The organism is Streptacidiphilus sp. PAMC 29251 (genome assembly GCF_054208735.2).
This window is the reverse complement of the sequence record NZ_CM135725.2, coordinates 3644189-3657709: the sequence shown is the minus strand read 5'-3', so window position 1 is coordinate 3657709 and position 13521 is coordinate 3644189. Positions and strand designations below refer to the sequence as shown.

At 69.8% G+C, this 13521-nt stretch carries 16 protein-coding genes; 6 read left to right on the top strand and 10 right to left on the bottom strand.

All coding sequences use genetic code 11. The annotated features are described in order from the left end of the window. Window positions 1–246 precede the first annotated feature (246 nt). The 3 genes from ACXKR8_RS17090 to ACXKR8_RS17080 are packed head-to-tail and all read left to right on the top strand — an operon-like array spanning window position 247 to window position 2381. The gene (locus ACXKR8_RS17090; protein ID WP_458273770.1) at window positions 247–1464 is read left to right on the top strand and encodes a hypothetical protein; all 1218 of its coding nucleotides are present in this window, start codon (window positions 247–249) and stop codon (window positions 1462–1464) included. Between the two features lie 42 nt (window positions 1465–1506). After that, window positions 1507–1767, top strand: coding sequence for a hypothetical protein (locus ACXKR8_RS17085; RefSeq protein ID WP_458273769.1), 261 nt, complete (start codon window positions 1507–1509; stop codon window positions 1765–1767). Continuing rightward, on the top strand, window positions 1764–2381 hold the full coding sequence (locus tag ACXKR8_RS17080; protein WP_458273768.1) for a hypothetical protein: 618 nt from the start codon (window positions 1764–1766) through the stop codon (window positions 2379–2381). The genes ACXKR8_RS17085 and ACXKR8_RS17080 overlap by 4 nt, the downstream gene beginning before the upstream one ends. Before the next feature lie 83 nt (window positions 2382–2464). On the opposite strand, the gene ACXKR8_RS17075 is transcribed toward ACXKR8_RS17080, so the two are convergent. The 6 genes from ACXKR8_RS17075 to ACXKR8_RS17050 form a co-directional block, all read right to left on the bottom strand. Beyond that, window positions 2465–2722 (bottom strand): hypothetical protein, encoded by a 258-nt coding sequence (locus tag ACXKR8_RS17075; RefSeq protein WP_458273767.1) that lies wholly within the window; start codon window positions 2720–2722, stop codon window positions 2465–2467. Between the two features lie 216 nt (window positions 2723–2938). Next, entirely contained in the window at window positions 2939–3247 is a 309-nt protein-coding gene (locus tag ACXKR8_RS17070; RefSeq protein ID WP_458273766.1) for a DUF6980 family protein, read from the bottom strand. Window positions 3248–3325: 78 nt separating this feature from the next. Further along, window positions 3326–4354 (bottom strand): hypothetical protein, encoded by a 1029-nt coding sequence (locus ACXKR8_RS17065; RefSeq protein WP_458273765.1) that lies wholly within the window; start codon window positions 4352–4354, stop codon window positions 3326–3328. Next, a complete protein-coding gene (locus ACXKR8_RS17060; protein ID WP_458273764.1) occupies window positions 4351–4695 on the bottom strand; it encodes a hypothetical protein in 345 nt (114 codons plus the stop codon). Before ACXKR8_RS17060 ends, ACXKR8_RS17065 begins: the two co-directional genes overlap by 4 nt. Window positions 4696–4774: 79 nt before the next feature. Beyond that, window positions 4775–5797 carry a hypothetical protein gene (locus ACXKR8_RS17055; RefSeq protein ID WP_458273763.1) on the bottom strand — a complete coding sequence of 341 codons (1023 nt, stop codon included), beginning with the start codon at window positions 5795–5797 and terminating at the stop codon, window positions 4775–4777. A 16-nt stretch (window positions 5798–5813) separates the two neighbouring features. Further along, the gene (locus ACXKR8_RS17050) at window positions 5814–6524 is read right to left on the bottom strand and encodes a WXG100-like domain-containing protein (protein ID WP_462100548.1); all 711 of its coding nucleotides are present in this window, start codon (window positions 6522–6524) and stop codon (window positions 5814–5816) included. Between the two features lie 194 nt (window positions 6525–6718). On the opposite strand from ACXKR8_RS17050, the gene ACXKR8_RS17045 reads away from it, so the two are divergent. The 3 genes from ACXKR8_RS17045 to ACXKR8_RS17035 all read left to right on the top strand — a co-directional run bounded on the left by ACXKR8_RS17045 (window position 6719) and on the right by ACXKR8_RS17035 (window position 9929). After that, the gene (locus ACXKR8_RS17045) at window positions 6719–7840 is read left to right on the top strand and encodes a hypothetical protein (protein ID WP_458273761.1); all 1122 of its coding nucleotides are present in this window, start codon (window positions 6719–6721) and stop codon (window positions 7838–7840) included. A 110-nt stretch (window positions 7841–7950) separates the two neighbouring features. After that, window positions 7951–8814, top strand: a complete 864-nt coding sequence (locus ACXKR8_RS17040; RefSeq protein ID WP_458273760.1) for a DUF485 domain-containing protein — start codon at window positions 7951–7953, stop codon at window positions 8812–8814. 239 nt (window positions 8815–9053) lie between these two features. Continuing rightward, window positions 9054–9929, top strand: a complete 876-nt coding sequence (locus ACXKR8_RS17035) for a hypothetical protein (protein ID WP_458273759.1) — start codon at window positions 9054–9056, stop codon at window positions 9927–9929. Between the two features lie 9 nt (window positions 9930–9938). On the opposite strand, the gene ACXKR8_RS17030 is transcribed toward ACXKR8_RS17035, so the two are convergent. The 4 genes from ACXKR8_RS17030 to ACXKR8_RS17015 all read right to left on the bottom strand — a co-directional run bounded on the left by ACXKR8_RS17030 (window position 9939) and on the right by ACXKR8_RS17015 (window position 13434). Beyond that, complete coding sequence (locus tag ACXKR8_RS17030; protein WP_458273758.1) at window positions 9939–10625, bottom strand: hypothetical protein; 687 nt, start codon at window positions 10623–10625, stop codon at window positions 9939–9941. A 51-nt stretch (window positions 10626–10676) separates the two neighbouring features. After that, entirely contained in the window at window positions 10677–10865 is a 189-nt protein-coding gene (locus ACXKR8_RS17025; RefSeq protein WP_458273757.1) for a hypothetical protein, read from the bottom strand. A 151-nt stretch (window positions 10866–11016) separates the two neighbouring features. After that, window positions 11017–11640: a hypothetical protein gene (locus tag ACXKR8_RS17020; RefSeq protein ID WP_458273756.1), complete on the bottom strand. Its 624-nt coding sequence runs from the start codon at window positions 11638–11640 to the stop codon at window positions 11017–11019. A 378-nt stretch (window positions 11641–12018) separates the two neighbouring features. Then, window positions 12019–13434, bottom strand: coding sequence for an IS1380 family transposase (locus tag ACXKR8_RS17015; RefSeq protein ID WP_458267506.1), 1416 nt, complete (start codon window positions 13432–13434; stop codon window positions 12019–12021). Between the last annotated feature and the right edge of the window lie 87 nt (window positions 13435–13521).

Here is a 13521-nt window from a genome sequence, read left to right as displayed (position 1 = left end):
TCCCGGCCGGCAGTCTCGAGCTTGCCGGGGCAGGGGGCGGGGTCGCTGGGGTGCGCTGGCTGGGACGATGTTTGTGGTGACGCGGATGGTCAAGCAGGGCTTAGCTGCTCTGACCCGACCGGGGGAGACAGGAGCGGGGTTCCGGGCGGCCTGGGGCGGGTGTCGGAGAGCGTGCGTTAGGGTCTGGGCGTACGTCAATCGCACACGAATGCGAACGCGTCCACGTCAATGGGGGATTGACTGCTGATGACCGGTTTCAAGACGCCGCCGCTGGGCGACTTCCGTACCTACTCGACTCTGCTCGGTCACCAGGGCGAGCACCTGGCCACCCTCGCCGGGTACGCAACCGGGCAGTGCGCGCAGACGGGCGGGCTGGACGGCCTGCTCTACCCGCTGCGCCCGGTGGTGGGCCAGATCTCGCAGTTCTTCCAGGGCAAGCTGGCGCAGTGCGGACGCGGCATGACGCTGGTGGCGGGCAAGGTGGACCGTACCGCCGCCGACTACCGGGCCGCGGATGCCTCCGCCTCCGCCGACCTGCGCCGCATCTACCCTTCCGCGATCAGCGGATTCCCTGATCTGGGTGAGATCCCGGGAGGGCATCTGGTGGGCAATTTCCAGGACGAGGGGGTCAGCCCCAAGGAGCCGACCAGCGCCGCGGCCGACGAGGCCACCAACATCAAGCACCAACTCAAGGCGCTCAAGCTTCAGTTCCAGGGCGGTGAACTGGCGGGCGCGGAAAAGCTGTTCAAGTGGTGCACTGGGCAGAGCCTGATCGCGCTGCTGCTGGACCCGCTGGTCGGCGACTACGCCCGGCTGCTCTACCTGCATGACGCCTACGCCGAGTTGGGCAACGGCGTCTACACGGTGGCCGGCACGCTGCGCAAGGGCTCCTGGGCGCTGGGGACCGAGTGGACCGGCGCGGCGGGCACCGCCTTCGACTCGTACCTGTTCTCCTGGAGCATGGGCGTCGGCGGGCTGGGCGACGTGGCCCAGCTGACCGCCAAGGTCTACAAGGACGCCTACGACACGGTGGTGGCCCTGGTCTTCACCGGGCTGGCGATGATCAACTCGGCCATGCACGAGTTCGACCAACTGGCCAAGCAGGCAGCCGAGACCGCGGCGGTGGACGCCACCATCGAGGTGGCAGGCGGTGGACCGGAGGACCCGGTGGCGGACGTGGCCGCCGGCGCGTTCACGGTCTGGAAGCTCTACAAGATCTACAAGATCGTCCGCAGCATCGTGGGCATCATCAGCAAGATCGAGAAGGTGTACCACGCGATCACCGAGGCGATCGATGCGATACCCAAGGAGATCAACGCGGTGCTCGCCGCGCTGAACGCGCCGCTGCCCACCGTGGGCAGCCTGATCGACGACGTGGAGCAGAAGGGGTTCACCTTCGAGCAGGGCGGCGGCTGGAGTCCCACTCTGGGCGCGGCACGGTTGGCCATGCTGCCCTCGGCCTGATGCCCGAACCCGCCCGGCTGCCCGCTTCCTGAGGAGGATCCTGTGCCCGACGACCCGTCCGCATCCAAGGCCGCCCGTGTCGGCGACTACCTGCTGGCCGCGCAGACCGACCGCCAGCGCAACCTGAGCGCCCGCATCTACGATCGGCTCAAGGCCGGCGCCGAAGTGGACGACGTACGCGACCTGATCGAGGAGCTCAGCCGGACCGGCGCGGAGGACCTGCGCCGCTACCGGGCGGCCGAGAAGCAGCACCAAGGCATCGGCATCGGCTACGACGGCAACGGCGACGGGGTGGCCCGGTGAGCGACGGCACGGCAGCGTGGGAGCAGGTCACCGAGTTCGAGGTCGTCTTCACCTTTCGGGTGAAGGAGAGCAGTTGGCTGGTCCAGCCCAAGAGCGGTGGGCCGCCGCTGCTCAAGGGCGTGCGGCCTGGTGGCCCGGAGTCCGTCCGTGCCTACCTGGTCGATGCCGGTTCGGCCCTCGACCAGCGGGTGGGCGCCGTCGGGCTCACCTCTGCCGCGGACGCGGCGGGCACGCGGATCGGCACCCTCAGCCACAGGCCGGGCGCGATGTTCCAGGACGACGTCTGGGCCGTCGAGCAGACGGATCTGGGCGCCTTCTCCGCCAAGCCCGTCGGCCTGGCCAGCCGGGCCCGGCATACACCGCTCACCTGGGGAATCACCGAGAACGTCGCCGATCTGGTGAGCAGGCACCGGCTACGGTTCAGCAGCGGGGAGAGCAAGGGCTTCGAGGTCGGCCGCCGCGCCGGCCTCCGCTCCCACTATGACGTCAAGGTGCTCGACTCCCGAGTCAACCGGCTGCTGGTGCTCGCTACCGTCGTCCACTTCGACTCCGTCTACGGCGACGCCAACGCGAGCAAGCTGGTCCCCTCCATCACCGGCCTCTTCCGCCGCTGACGGCTCCGCGGCCCAGGACGCCACGAGTTGAGCGCCGCTCGACTACGCCGAAGCCTTGCGGGGTCGGTGGCCACTTGATCTGCTCAGCGTTGCCGGGCCCACCAGATGGAGTCGTTCGCAATCCCGGATCTCAGGGCACGGCGGGACTCGTCAAACGGAGTGATCTCCAGATCAACGCAGAGCATCTGTCGAGCATTGTCGCGAACTCTGAGGTAGGCATTGCCGGAATCAACGCATTTGGCTGCGTGCTGCTGTGGCGTGAGCAGGTTTGCCGCCCCGGAAATGACGGCTGCCAGGAGGGCGCCCAGTCCTGCCAGACGGGCGCCGATGAGGTCGGTCACCGCAGAGACACCTGCTGCGGCTCCGATGGTCGCAGCAAGGACGGACAGCCAGCGGTCCGCGGCGCGCCAGATCTTGGCGGCGGTGAACGGGTTGTGAGAGTCGCGTAGCCACGCCGGCACGGTCGGAGATTGCCCGTCACACCGCAATGCCGGTATTGACGCCAAGGGTGGCTGGAGCCTGTTCTTGGACGGCTGCGGAGGGTCTCTGAGCTGCTCTTATGGGGTTGCCCGCAGCCAGCGGTCGTCCTGGAAGTCGTCGGGGATGTCGTCGTTCCAGGGGTCGATGTCACGACTCTCCAACTCCTCGAACCAGCAGTCGCGTTGGGATGGGGGCAGGTGCTGGCCGCACCACGGGCAGAAGGCGATGTCGATGCTCGAGGTGCCGCCGTCATGGATGATCAGGCCGTACTCCTGGAACTTCGCAGTGAAGCCGATCAGCGCGTCGGGGCAGTCGAACGGGTCGGCGTGCGAGTCACAGCGAAGGTTCGCCCGGCGGGTCATCTCGTCGCAACAGTGCTTGGTCATGCGCTCAGTTTCTCCCGGTGGGCCTGTTCCACAGAAGTGGATCAGGCCCCGGAATGATCACTGCCCTCGGCCCGGCCGTCAGCCGCGGGGGCTGCGGGGGCTGCGGGGCTCTGATGCGGCGAGTTGGCGGGTCTCCTCTGTCAGTTCGCTGAGTTCGGTTACCGGCGCCTGTGCGCGCCAGGCGTGGCGGCCTGCGGAGGGGAGGCCCAGCTGCGCGGCCTCCTCGGAGTTTCCGCTGGTGAGGGCCAGGGTGGCCAACCCGTCGGCGCTGGCCAGTACCTCGAATCTGCTGCCGCGCCAGGTGCCGAGCAGTCGGCGGTAGGTCAGGTCGTCGACCTGGCCGAACTCCAGGGCACGGGACATCGTGGTGCCGTCTTCGGCGACCCGGTAGACGGTGGCCTCGCCGGGGTTGGGGCCGAAGTCGGCGAGGTAGGGCGAGCCCTGGAAGGTGACGACCGGGCCGCGCGCGATGCTGCCCGGCGGGACGGGCGCGACCGGGCCGGCGGGCAGGCCCAAGGGTTCGGCGGCGGGGAAGGCGTGCCAGCCGGTGTAACGGCCGGGGTAGCGGGCCAGCGGCTTCGCCCAGCCTTCGGCGGCGACGCTGGCACCGGTGCCGGCACCGGGCTCGGCACCGGCACCGGGCTCGGCACCGGCCTCGGCGAGGTGCCAGATCTCCGCGCCGACCGGTACCTCGGTCAGTTCCAGCCAGTACTCGGGGACGGCCACCGGCGTGTACCTGGTGTAGCCGGTGCCGAGGAACGGCTCGGGCAGGACCAGCGTGGAGCCGAGCCGTGCCGCCGCGGCGGTGCTTCGCCCGCCGAAGGACGGCTGGAACAGCGCCGGCCAGTGCGCCTGGAAGCGCAGCACGAACAGACCATCGCCGGTGGGGAAGTCCGACTCGTCCTCGGCCAGGCCGTGGTAGGCCCGGGCCTGCGCCCCCGACTCGGCGCCGTCCAGATCGACCAGGCGCGAGCACAGCCCCCACAGCCGGGACGGTTCGAAGGTGCCGGGGACGACGGTGTTGCCCAGGTACTGCGCGGCGAGCTGCCGGGTGATCGGCAGCTGGATGACAGTGCGGGGGGACAGGCCGGCGGCGGGGGTGGTCATGCGGGGTGGTTCTCCTTCCAGGCGGCGAGCAGGTCGTAGCGCTTCTCGGTGAGGTCGGTGACCTCCTCCAGGGGGAAGGTGCCCTCGTATTCGATGGCGCCGGTCCGGGTCAGGTAGGCGTTGGCGAAGACCACTCCCTGGGTGCCCTGGTAGTAGCCGTTGATCTCCCCGTCGCGGACTCCGCCGCTGGAGAACAGTTCGCCCTTCCAACGAAAGGTCCAGCTGGAGGAGTACCAGGCGGTGACGTCCTCGGGGCTGACGAGGTAGAAGCCAGGGCCGCGTGGATCGGGTTCCAGGCCTTCCGGTGCCTGCTCGCCCTCGTCCACGCAGAGAGTGATCATCGGCGCGCGATCGTCCGACAGGGCCCGGTGGACGTTCCCCTGATACTCGACGAACCGCCCCGGTCCGAATGGGTACTGCCTAGCCATTGGTCTTGATCCACCTGTCGCCGTCGTAGTGGGCCGCAAGGGTCTCCTTGCCGTCCGGGGTCATTCTCCAGATCTCGGACCCTGTTGGGAGGGCGGTACGTGTGGCATCCCACTCGGGGATACCACCGCCCGTGTACCCGGTTCCGGTGAATGGGTCCTGCCAGGGGCGTCCGGTGCTCGCCCCGGCCAGCTCGGCGACGTGCTGAGCGGCGGCGGGGTCGTTCACCGCGCCGAAGGTGGTTGAGGCATCGAGGCCCTTCGGCGCCTGCAGTCGCAGTTGGTAGGCCTCGCCGGCGCCGTCGGGAATCGGTGTCCAGCCGGCACCCTTGTCGTCGAGGGCGAGGGCATCACGGAGCTCGGAGGGCGTGGTGAGGCCGGCCGTGTCGGTGCCGCGGGCTATGGAACCGCTGAACAAGCTCGGGTCGAACTTGCCTCCATTGGGCAGGCGGTCCGCGTTCTCCAGGTAGGACTTGGCCACGTCCGGGCCGAGCACCTTGGTGACGATCTGTCCGTCGGCGATCTTGATGCTGTTGCGGACGTCCACGACCTGCTGGATCTGCTCGTCTGTCAGGTCGTTGGTGGGGGAGGTGCGGAGCCGGTCGTGCTCGGCACGGTCCAGGCCGCGGGCGTTCAGCTCCTGGTCGATCTGGGTGTTGAAGTCGGGGCCGTCGTTCAGGGCGTCACGGCCCAGCCGGGGTGCGGCGGCGTCGAGCTCGGCGGGGGTGGGGCCGGTGTCCAGCGCCCGGGCGATCCGCGAGGGGCCCTGGGCCGCCGACTCGCCGGGAGCACCGGCTGACGGCTTCGGGTCGGTCAGCGGCTTCTCCTTCGGCATGGCGGAGCGGAAGCCCTCGGCGAGCTCGTTCTCGTTGGCCGCGTGCTCGGCGAGGTTCCTGGTCCCCTTCTCCACCGCGTCGTCGACCACCCCCGCGTGCTTCTCCGCGATCTTCGGCAGGGACTTCTCCGCGTCCGCCTTCAGCGCGTGGAAGACCGCCCTCTCCTCGCCGCCCCCGCTCATCAGTCGTCCCCGCTCATCAGAAGGCCAGCCCGGCCATGCCGCTGCGCAGCACCGCCGCGTGGCCGCGGAGGGATTCCGCGTGCCCGCTCAGCACCTGGAGGTGCGCGCCGGCGGTGCCGTGGTCGAGGGAGAAGCCGTCACCGGCGCCGCTTCCGTCGGCACCGCCTCCGCCTCCGCCTCCGTCACCGACGCCGGTCTGCGACCAGTCCAGGCCCGACATGGCCTTCTCTACCTTGGCGAAGAGCGGCTTGGCGGCCGCCTCGATGACCTCGCCCATGATGTGCTGGATGATCAGCTGCTTCAGCGTCTCCAGCAGCTTCTTCCCGGTGGCGACGATCAGCGGGACGGCGGCCTCGGCCAGCCCGAGCGTGGCCACGGACGCGGCCTGGTCGGCCACGAACGTCGCCGCCATGGCGATCAGCTCCGCCAGCGCCTCGACCTTCTGGGCGACTATGTAGTCCGCCGCGACGTCCAGTGCTTCGGCGAGGACGCGGCAGCCCTCCACCAGCTCCCGGGTGTGCTGCTCGGACATCCGGGCCCAGCCGGACTGCATCCGCTGGGTCGCCGCCCCCTGGTAGGCCCGCGCGAAGTTCGCCATCGCCGTGGTGGCGTCCTGGTGCGTACGCTCCACGGCCTGGCCGAAGTCCCGGACCATGCCGGCGAACCGGCGCACCTCGTCCTCGTTCAGATAGGGCCAGGGGACGCCGATGACATTGAGCAAGGTCACGACCGGGCCCGGTAGATCGTCGGCAGCCAAGATCCGCCCCCTCGTGTGCCGCGTATCGTGTGGATGATGCGTGGTTTGGTGCGTGGTCGACCCAGACCCTATCCGGCCCAGGCGCCCGGAAGCGGCGCGGGGCGACCTTTCACGGCGGGACAGTTTCCTATCGGCGATCTCCCGGGCCCGGCACAATCACCGGTATGACGATCACTGCGAGCGCGCCGTCGACGCACCACACCCCCGTCGCCCTCGCCCGTGGATTCCTGACGGGTGGTGTGATCGGTACGTCGTTGGCCGCTCTCGTCGTCAGCGGCGTCATCGAGAGTGTGCCGCTGCTGGTCACCGGCCTGGTCCTGCCCGCGGTCTACGGGCTGCTCTTCTACCTCGGCGGTGCGCCGCGGCGCGCCCGGGAGGCGGCCGTCGTGCCGCGCACGGCGCTGGCGATGATCGAGAGCCTGCGCGCGGAGGGGGGCGAGTCGAGTGACATACCGGTGCGGTTCGATCTCACCGTCGCACCGGACGACGCCTCGGCGTACCGCGTCGTGATCACGCAGGACATCAATCTGGTCGACCTCCCCGACTACCGGCCGCGCGGCATCCTGGTGGTCCAGTACCCCTCGGACCGGCCGTGGCGGGTGCGGATCGTGAAGCGGCCGACACCGGAATGGGAGGAGCGGGCGGCCGGGGCCCGCCTCGACTCCGCGCCCGGGCCGGCCACGGTGAGCGAGCCTCCCGAGGGCTGCGCCTTCGGCTTCGCCGCACTGCTCGGCCTGCTGCTCGGCGCGGCGGCCGTGATCCTGCTGTGCCGGGTGGACCTGTTCGGGCCGGAGACCAGCGCGCAGCAGTCGGCCTCGGCGCAGCCGTCGGTCTCCGCGCAGCCGTCGGTCTCCTCGACCTGGTCCAGCACCTCTGTGTCGTCGGCGTCCGGCACGGTCTCCCTCGGTCCGGGCCGGTCGTTGCTCGACCAGGGCGAACTGCGCCGGGCCGTCGACCTGCTCACCAAGGGCAAGGGCAAGGGCAAGGACACCCGCCAGGCACTCACCGTGGTCGTGCAGGATCGCCTGCTGACGGTCGTGTTCTCCCCGGCCGGCGTGCAGGCGCCGCAGTTCGACCCGCGTTCGCTGCCCTACGAGCGCCTCCCCGCGCTGGTCGACGAGGCCCGGAAGACCCTCGGTGTGCACTCCCCGCAGACCTGGCAGCTCACCGTCGACCGCCTCACCGGTTCCCTGACCATCAGGGTCGGTGTGACCGGCCCCGGGGGCACGGCCTCACTGGAGGCGGACGGACAGGGCAAGGTGGTGCGGCGCACTCCGGCCCGCTGACCGCGGGGGTGTTGGCGTCCGTCGGCATCAAGGCAGCAAGGCATCAAGGCATCAAGGCAGCAAGGCAGCAAGGAATCAGGGCACCGGGGTTGTGGACAGGAGGTGGACGCATGGGCTGGAACGGATATCTGGTGCTGTGGTGCGGGGTGTTCGGCGTGGTGGCGCTGATCGGGTACAGGCGCTCGCTGGCCGGGGTGACCCGGGCCCAGCGGATGGTCAGAGTGATGGGACGGATCGAGCGGGTGCGGGAGCCCCGGCACGGAGGCTCCGAGAAGGACGGGATACCGGTGGTCGTCTCCTTCCACGACCCGTCCACCGGCGAGGAGTTCACCGTGACCAATGACGGTGAGCACGGCGACCGGGTCGACACAGCCTGGACCGGCCGGGAGATAGGCATCCGCTACCCGCCGGGGCGGCCGCATGCCTTCCGGTTCAGCGACGACCTCTGGGACGGCCGGCGCGGACTCGGCTGGCCGAACTTCGCCGTCTTTCTGATCTACGCCGGGCTGGTGGCCGTGGCCGCGATCGACTGGAGCTGGCCGTGGGCCCTGGTCGGCTCCGGCGCGCCGGTCATCGTCCTCGCCGCCTGCTATCTGCCCCAGGACGTACGGCGGATGAGGCGCCGGATCGACCTGCTGGCCTCCGAGCCCGCCGTCCAGGGCCGCGTCATCGCCGTCGTCAAGTACGTCTACACCGACGAGGAAGGCGACACCCGCACCAGTCAGACGCCGGTCGTCGCCTTCACCACCCACGAGGGCACAGCCGTCACTGCCTACTGCGACTCAGGGCTGCCGGACCCGGCCGGCTCGTACGGGCGGGACGTCACGATCCACTACTCGCCCGACGACCCGGCCGTGTTCACCCCGGACCTCGCCGCCGAACGCCGTTCCCGGCGCACGGACATCGGCTGCAGCGTCCTGGTCCTTCTGGTCGCAGTGGCGGCCATCGTTGTCGGGGTGGTCCTGCTTTTGTGACGTCCGACAGACGGTTCGTCAGAAACGGTCCTGCCGGGTGCCGTGGCTGCCCAGTGCGGTCCGGGCCGGTAGGACGCTCGACAGCAGTGCCAGGGTCAGGCAGACGCCGATCGTCAGCAGCATCGTGCGGTCGGTCACAAGCCCCGACGTGCGGGTGAGGGGATCAGGGTTGTCTCCCCGGTCCGACGGGCCTCCCGACATACTTGTGTCCTCTGCGAGGGTCGGGGGAGGTGGGGCCATTGCGACGGCTGTTGTTGGTCAACTTCGTGCCGAGCGCGCTCTTCATCGGCTGCGTGCTGGCGCTGGCGCGGGCCGGGAGCTTCTCCGGGCGCAGCGACTGGGGTCAGGTTCCGCCGCGTGGACTAATGGTGTTGGCAGTCGACCTGCTCGGGATCTCTGCCGGGGCAGCGGTGCTCGGCCTGCTTCTGTACCCGTTCCAGGTGCGGGCGGTGCGGGTGCTGGAGGGTTACTGGGACCGCTGGTCATTCACGGCGGGGCTTGCCGACGTGCTGGCGGAGCACCAGCGCCGGCGATGGCAGGCCCTGCACCGGCGGTCCCAGGAACCGAGCCGACGAGCGGCCGAGATGCGTGTCGCGGCGGACGCCTACCGGCGCTTGGCGGCCAGGCCATCAGTGGACGTACTGCTCCCCACCGCACTCGGGAACGCGCTGCGGGCCGGCGAATTGAGCGCGGGTGAACGGTACGGCCTCGGCACGCTCGCGTCGTGGCCGCGGATCTTTCCTCAGGTTTCCGATCCCGTGGCTGGGGCGCTCCGTTCGACCCGAGACGCTTTGGACACTGCGGTGAACCTGTTCTGGAGCCTGCTCGCGGTGGGGGCGGTCTCGACAGGCGCCCTGTGGGACGAGCCCGGGGCGTGGTGGCTCCCAGCGCTCGCACTCGTGCTGGCGGCAGTCGCGTACCAAGGGGCCGTCATCGCTGCCCAGGCCTACTCCGGGCTGATGCGCGTCGTGTACGACCTGCACCGGTTCGACCTACTGGACGCGCTGCATCACCGACTGCCCAGCAAGGAGGAGGAGCGGAGCGTCTTCGGACAGGTGTCGGAACAGCTTGCCGGTGAGTGGGTCCAGGACCTGCCGTACGATCATCGACGCTGAGGGGGCGGCTCAGGCCCGAACGATGCTGACTGCTCCGCAGACACCCAGAACGTGGAGCACGATCTCGGGCGCGTTCCCGGTGTCCGCCCGCGGCCCCGGATCGGCTATCCGGGTCAGGAAGGCTCCGGACGAATGGATCGTCACCCGGCATGCGGCCGGAAGCGTGAGATGGACGTGGCCGCCGATGGCGGTGACGTGCAAGGTGAGGTGACTGTGGATCCGCACTGCGGTCAGGTCGGTGCGTAACTCTCCGGCGACGGCCCGCAGCGTCAGCAGATCCGCTGCCCCGGCGGGGACGGTGATCCGGCCGGTGGTGAGGATGCGCGTCCACCCGTTCGCACCGGCCGCGCGACTGACGGAGAGTAGGAGCGCGGTGCCGACCAGGGCCAGTGCGGCGGGCAGCAGCAGGTCCTGGAGTGTGCGTGGCGCGAACCCGTGGGACAGGGTCAGCCAGCTCAAGGCGATTCCGCCGAGCAGGAGCGGCGCTGTGCCCGAGCCCCGGGCGACCGTCGACCTCAGCAGGTTGATCAGAGCCAGGGCAAGGAGCGCCCACGGCCACCATCGGCCCGCCACCTCGGCGGCCGTCCTGGCCCGGTGTGCTGTGTCCCCCAGGCAGTAGCACCCGGTGGCGAGAGTGATCAGGCCGACCCAGATCCGGACACGGGGCGACCGGCCTCCGCTCTCGCCGTCCGCCATGGCCTGCCGACTCCCGTCCAGCGGGCCGCGGGAACGGCGCGCGGCGACATGTTATCCGGCGGGGTCCGCGGTAGGTGGCCGGTAGCCGGGGGAGTCGCGGAGTTCTGCGAGCCGGGTGTCCGCCTCGTCGTCGTCGACGGCCAGGACCAGGATGACGGCCGGGAGTTCACGGAGGACGCAGGTGCGCCGGTGCGGAGGTACCGGTTCAGCGGCCTGGTATTTCACCCTGAACTGCTTCACGGCGGCCGCTCCGAGGCGGAGTGCCGTCTGCCATTCCTCTGATTCGTGCTTTCCGTACGTGTGATGCGCATCGCCTCTCGGCAGCTTTGCCTCGCAGCGCAGGCATCCGCGGAGCAGCGCTCGATTCGGCGACCAACCTGGTAGGACGAGCTCATGCATGAGGGGGTACTCCTTCCGATTCGGCCGATCCGGGCAGAGCCGGGGGCCGGTACAGGCCCGCGATCCAGACGGCGTCCGCCAGCGCTGCGACCAGGACGAGTGCGGCGGCGCCCCAACGCCAGCCGGCCTGCGTCGCGTGGTCCGGGGGCACGAGGGCGGCGGCAAGCCCCAGGGCCAGCAGAATGGTGCCGATATTGAAGCAGTGGGTGGCGGGGTCGCTGAGGTCCTCCCAGCGCTGGAAATCCTGCTGCTGGCGGGTGTGGAGGTTGTCGTCCCCCTCGTCGTGGGTTCTGCTGTATTCCACGTACTCCGGTGAGAGCCAGTCGTTCAGGTCCTGGTACGAGTAAAGGAACTGGCGCGCGTGATAACTCAGTTGAATGCTGGCAAGCAGGGTCAGCGCCGTGAAGACGAGCAGCAGCAGGGTCGGACCCGGCCACCGGAACCGCTCCACAGCTGCGCCGACGACACCGGCGAGTGACAGCGCCGCGGCCACCAGAAGTGGTGCGGTAATGAAGTGGACCACTCCGGACGTGGGTATCCGCCCCAGGTGTCCCGGCTCTGTCGCCCGCCACTTCGCTGGAACGATCTCTGGATTCTTGCCCGCGTCCACCCCCATGCCATTCCCCCTCCGCAGCACCGGGCATCCGAGTCGGAGTGTGACAGAGGTAATCACCCCGGCGGTAGGGGGAGCGGCGGATAGGTGCCAGTGGTGCGTAGTCGAATGGAAGTGGTGATTGAAGCCAGTGTGCACGGTGTGACCCCGGCGCTGCGAGTTCACGATGAATTCCTCGTTGAACTGTCACCGGACCCCGGCCTGAATCTTTCACCGCAGCGGCCCGTTGATCGTGTGCCCGGGTTGTCGCTTTTGCTCTGCCTGGCGGGCTTCGCCGGGTAGGGCTGCGCGTCGACTGTCGCGTCGGTGGCGCCGGGTTCCACGGGCCCGGGGACTGCGGGTCGGCCTCCTCTCGATGCTCTGCTGGGCGGTTTGCCCAGGTCAGGTTGGGTAGGGCAGGGCCATGAGGCGGCGGAAGGCCTGGACGACCGCGTTCGCCCAGGGCCAGGTTCTGGGGATCTTGAGGGTGCGTTTGCGCTGGCCGCGCACGATCACGGCGGGCACGTGCAGGAAGCGGAAGCGCAGGGTCTTTGGGGTGGCTTTGGCCATCTCGCCCTCACAGCCGAGGAGTTGGAGCCAGTTGCGGAGGTCGCAGGCCAGCGCGGTGGCCAGCAGCCACGCCTGGTTGACCTTCATGTGGCGCGAGGGGAACCGGTTCAGGCCCGCGTCCTTGCTGTCGCGGATCTTCGCCTCGACCCGGGCGTGAGTCCTGTGGCGGGCATCGAGCCATGAGGCCTGACGGTCGGGAGTGTTGGTCGCGAACGTCTGCAGCCGCATGCCGTGTTCGAGCTCGTAGGGTGAGGCGTCCTTGACGTAGCGCGGGTGCAGCGGTTCGCGGCGCACGATCACCCGGTGCCCGGGCGGCCAGAGCGAGAGGTCGCCGAGCAGTCCGGTGATGTCGGCGACCTGCGCGTCCTCACGCGCGGCACCGTCGGCGTCGAGGGCGGCCTGCCACACCGAACGGCCCTGCTTGCGCTCCTGCTTCTCCAGTTCGTCCAGCGCCGTCACGGCCGTCATCTCACGGTCGGTGAACGCCCAGCCGGTCGAGTACTGCCAGGTGAAGGAGGGGTGGCGACGGCCACCGGCCTTCGCGATCCACGTCAGGAGCCCGTGGGAGAACCCGGCCCCGTCGATCCGGAACAAGATCTTGCGGCGGTAGGCGGCGGGCAGCTGCTCGACCGCGGCGGCGAAGCAGGCGATGTTGTCCTCGGCGCTGTTGCAGCCCGCGTCGCCGGGACGCAGCTCCTGCGCGAGCATCTCCCCGGTGTTGTCACAGAAAGCGATCATGGGGCACAGGCCGTAGACGCCCTTCTTGTACGTCCCGGCCGCGCCCTCCTTCTCCGAGGCGCAGGCCACCGGCGTGGCATCGGAGTCGATCACCGTCCAACCGGTCAGCGCCGCACCGTCCACCACGATCCACGGGAACCCCTGCGGCCGGTTCTCCAGCCAGGACCACACCTGCCGGCGCACCGTCGCCCGGGCCCGGGCGACCCGGCGCACCTGCAGCTCGCCAACCTCGTCCAGGACCCGCCACACCGTGGGCGGCGACGCCACCGCCGGGCCGCCCGCCATCACCTCGCGCTGATGCTCCAGCACCGCGATGTCGCCGATCGCCACCGCCCCCAGCACGATCGCGCAGGCCAGGTCCACCAGCACCCGCCCCCGCTCGTGCCCCGGCCGGAAACCCGGGCGCCGCATCGCCTGCGTCAGCGCCCCTGCCAGCCCCGCCCGCTCGGCCAGCACCTGCAGATGCACCCCACCCGCATGCCCGACCTGCCGCCTCCTGTCAGCCGACATGGCCAGATCGGTCAGACGTCCAGTATTCTTCCCCACGGATTCGGTGCCCCACCTCGCGACGATACGTTTCTAGATAACTCGCATCAT